Raw genomic sequence first — 3549 nt, forward strand, 5'->3', positions numbered from 1 at the left:
GGCCCGGCTGCGCGAGCGGCTGGCGCGCGGCGAGGACCTGCCGGGCTTCGGCCACCATCTCTATCCCGCCGGCGACGTGCGCGCGTTCGGCCTGCTCGCGCGCACGCTGGCGCATCACCCCGAATGGCAGGAGATCATCGACGTGGCCTACAGCCTGTCCGGCCAGCGGCCCTCGGTGGACTTCGCGCTGGTGGCCGTGCGCCGGCATCTGCGGCTGCCGCCCGGCGCCGCGTTCGGCATGTTCGCGCTGGGCCGCTCGGTCGGCTGGATCGCGCACGCGCTGGAGCAGCGCGCCGGCGATGCGCTGATCCGCCCGCGCGCGGCCTACGTGGGGCCGCGCCCGGAAGCCGCCAGCTAGACGGCGGTGGACCGGATGCGCCGGCCCGGCGTGCGAGGGGCGCGGGCGTTCAGGTGCCGGCCGATTTCCTGGCCAGCTCCGCGCAGCGGCCGATGGCGGCGGTGAGGCAGCAGGCATTGCCGGACCAGTCGCCGCCGATGACGAGGCCGTTCGGGCCGGCGATCAGGCGGCGCTGGCACTGGCCGGGCCGCGGCACCGGCTCGGGCGAGGCGGGCACGCGGGCGTCGCGCGGGCCGCTCCCGGGCGGGTGCGGCGGCGGCACTTCCTCGGTCCACAGGTAGGCGGTGCCGCCGGGCACCGCCTGCACGGACTGCGGCGGGCCCCACTGTTCCTTGGCCTGCTCGATCGGCGCGGACTGCCAGGAATCCAGCATGCGCTGCATGGCCGATTGCTCGAGGCTGGCGCAGGCGCCGAGCGCGAGCGCGGCGAAAGCCGCGAGGGCCGCGAGGGCCGCGCCGGAACGCGCCGCCGGGTGGCGGGGCAAGGGTGGGGCAAGGGCGCGGCGGACGGCGGGCATGGCGGCTCCACGGGGGCAGGCGTGTCCCCCCGTTGCGCAGACTAGCGCAGCGCCGTGCCCGCCGGCAAGCGGGCGCGCGCGCGTTATGCGGGCTTGCCCACAGTCGGCGCCAGCATGGCCCGGACGGGCTCGGCCGGCGGCTCGTGCTCGCTGTCGCCGCCACCGGCCTGGCCCAGGTCGATGCCGCTGGTTTCCGGCAGCAGCAGCGCGGCGCCCATCACCAGCGCGTAGCCCACTCCCGCCACGATGGCGATGGCCAGCGGCAGCGAGGTGCGGCCGGTGCTGAGCCAGCCGACCGACAGCGGGAACAGCGAGCCGATCACGCGCCCGACGTTGTACGAGACGCCGTAGCCGGTGGCGCGGATATCGTTGGGATAGGACTCGGAGATGGTGGCGCCGATGCCGGCGAACACGCCCTGCATCAGCACGCCGAGCGGGAAGCCGAGGAACAGCATCGAGGTGTTCGAGACCGGGATCACCATGTAGACCAGCGCCATGACGAAGGCGCCCGCGGCGAAGGCCACGTAGGTGGTGCGGCGGCCCCAGCGGTCGGTGGCGTAGGCGCCGGCCACGTAGCCCACCAGCGAGCCGAAGATGGTCATGGCCAGGTAGGAGCTGGTGCCGAACACCGACAGGCCGCGCTCGGTCTTGAGGAAGGTCGGCAGCCAGGTGGCGATGGCGTAGTAGGCGCCCAGCATGCCGCCCGACAGCAGGCTGCACAGGATGGTCTTGCCCAGCAGCGGCCGGCGGCCCAGCCGCGCGAGCTGCTGCCATGCCGACGGGGCGCCGTGCGCGGCGCGCTCGGCCTGGCTCTTGACGAAGATTTCCGGCTCTTCCAGGTTGCGCCGCAGGTAGATCACCACTAGCGCGGGCAGGATGCCGAGAAAGAAGCAGACGCGCCAGGCGGTCTCGGCCGGGAACAGGCTGAAGGTGACGGCGTAGGCGATGGCCGCCGCGCCCCAGCCGAACGAATAGCTGCTGGCCGCGAAGCCGGAGTATTTGCCGCGGTGCGCCGGGTTGCGGATCATCTCCGTCACCAGCACCATGCACAGCGAGGATTCGCCGCCGAAGCCCAGGCCCTGCAGCATGCGGAAGAGCATCAGCTGCTCGGGCGAATTGGCCAGCCCGCACAGGAAGCAGGCCAGCGCGAACACCACGATGGTCCAGCGCAGCACGCGCACGCGGCCGTAGCGGTCGGCCAGGATGCCCGCGCCGATGGCGCCCACCAGCGACGACACCAGCGTCCAGGTGACGATGGCGCCGGCCGTGGACTTGCTCATGCCCCACTGCGCGAGCAGCGTCGAGATGAGGAAGGAATAGATCATGAAGTCGAACACGTCGACTGCATGGCCGAGGAACGCGCCGTAGAAACCCTTGCGCTCCATCTTGGATAGATCCTTGAACCAGTCCAGCATGCTCGCTCCTTGTCTGTGCCTGTCTTTGCTTATTGGTGGATGGGGGTCGTCAGTCTTGTCGCGCCGGAGCGCGCGGCACCGTGCCGGAATGCGCCGGCGGCGGCCGGAAGGCGAAACCCGCCGCTTCGAGCAGCCGGGCGAAACGCAGCGAGGTCAGGTCGGCGAAGCGCCCGGCCACGATCTGCACGCCTACCGGCAGGCCGCTGCTGCCCGGGCCGATCGGGGCCACTGTCGACGGCAGGCCGCACAGGCCGGAATGGCCGGCCCAGAACAACTGGCTGGTGAGCGGCAGCGCGCGGCCGTTGACCTGGAGCGTGCGCTGCCACGGCTCGCCGGCCTCGTCCAGCGCGAAGGCGGTGGTGGCGGCGGCCGGGCACAGCAGCACGTCGAAATCGTCGAAGAAACGCTGCCAGGCCTGGGCGAAGCCGGCGCGCGCCCGCTGTAGCTGCAGCCACTGGCGGTGGCGGATGCCGGCGCCGGTGAATTGCAGCGTGGCGTAGTCGTGGTCGTCCGGCGCGCTGGAGGTCACGGCGGCGGCGCGGGCCAGCGCGGCGTCGAAGGCGGCGTCGTCCATGTGGACCGAGGTGGTGGCGCGCAGCATCAGCACGTAGGTGTGCCACAGGGCGGCGGCGTCGAAATCGGGGCGCACGTTCCAGCGCACGTGGGCGCCTTGCGCCTCCAGCCAGCGGCCCAGCGTCTCGATCTGGCCGCTGACTTCGGCGTCGGCCTCGCACAGTGGATGGCTGGGCAGCACGGCGACACGGAAATCGGCCAGCGCGCGCTTGTCGCAGGGCGGCAGGCTGAGCCGGTAGGCCAGCGCCTCGCTGCCGTCGGGGCCGGCCAGCGCGTGCAGCAGCAGTTCCAGGTCGCGCGCGCTGCGCGCCAGCGGCCCGGCCACGTTGATGTCCTGCTCGCCATAGGTGCGGCCGATGCCGTGGCCGCGCAGCGGAATCAGGCCGTGGCTGCTCTTGTGCGAGAACACGCCGCAGTAGTGCGCCGGGTTGCGCAGCGAGGAGCCGATGTCCGAGCCCACGTCGAAGAAGCTCATGCCGGCGCAGACTGCGGCGGCGCTGCCGCCCGAGGAGCCGCCCGGCGTGCGGGCGGGGTCGTGCGGGTTGCGCGTGGTGCCGTAGATGGCGTTGTAGCTCTGCCAGTCGCGCAGGCCGATCGGCACGTTGGTCTTGCCCAGCAGCACGGCGCCGGCCGCGCGCAGGCGCTCGACCACGGCGGCGTCGCCGGTGGCGATGTTGCCGCGCTGG

Annotated in this window: 4 protein-coding genes; 1 reads left to right on the forward strand and 3 read right to left on the reverse strand. The window is 72.8% G+C overall.

The window, feature by feature from the left end; genetic code table 11:
* On the forward strand, window positions 1–358 hold a 358-nt coding region (locus K206_RS39340), incomplete at its 5' end, for a citrate/2-methylcitrate synthase (protein ID WP_043367118.1).
* A 49-nt stretch (window positions 359–407) separates the two neighbouring features.
* On the opposite strand, the gene K206_RS0126470 is transcribed toward K206_RS39340, so the two are convergent.
* The 3 genes from K206_RS0126470 to K206_RS39345 all read right to left on the reverse strand — a co-directional run.
* Window positions 408–875 carry a hypothetical protein gene (locus tag K206_RS0126470; RefSeq protein WP_043367119.1) on the reverse strand — a complete coding sequence of 156 codons (468 nt, stop codon included), beginning with the start codon at window positions 873–875 and terminating at the stop codon, window positions 408–410.
* A gap of 83 nt (window positions 876–958) precedes the next feature.
* The gene (locus tag K206_RS0126475; RefSeq protein WP_020205395.1) at window positions 959–2290 is read right to left on the reverse strand and encodes an MFS transporter; all 1332 of its coding nucleotides are present in this window, start codon (window positions 2288–2290) and stop codon (window positions 959–961) included.
* Between the two features lie 49 nt (window positions 2291–2339).
* Window positions 2340–3549, reverse strand: a 1210-nt coding sequence (locus K206_RS39345) for an amidase (protein ID WP_020205396.1), incomplete at its 5' end; no start/stop codon positions are given.

The sequence above is a fragment of the Cupriavidus sp. WS genome (genome assembly GCF_000395345.1).
In the GTDB taxonomy this organism is placed as follows: Bacteria; Pseudomonadota; Gammaproteobacteria; order Burkholderiales; family Burkholderiaceae; genus Cupriavidus; species Cupriavidus basilensis_B.

Bases quoted from the DNA above. Each gene is read 5' to 3' on its own strand.
- K206_RS0126470 (WP_043367119.1), bottom strand. From the start codon at position 875: ATGCCCGCCGTCCGCCGCGCCCTTGCCCCACCCTTGCCCCGCCACCCG.
- K206_RS0126475 (WP_020205395.1), bottom strand. From the start codon at position 2,290: ATGCTGGACTGGTTCAAGGATCTATCCAAGATGGAGCGCAAGGGTTTC.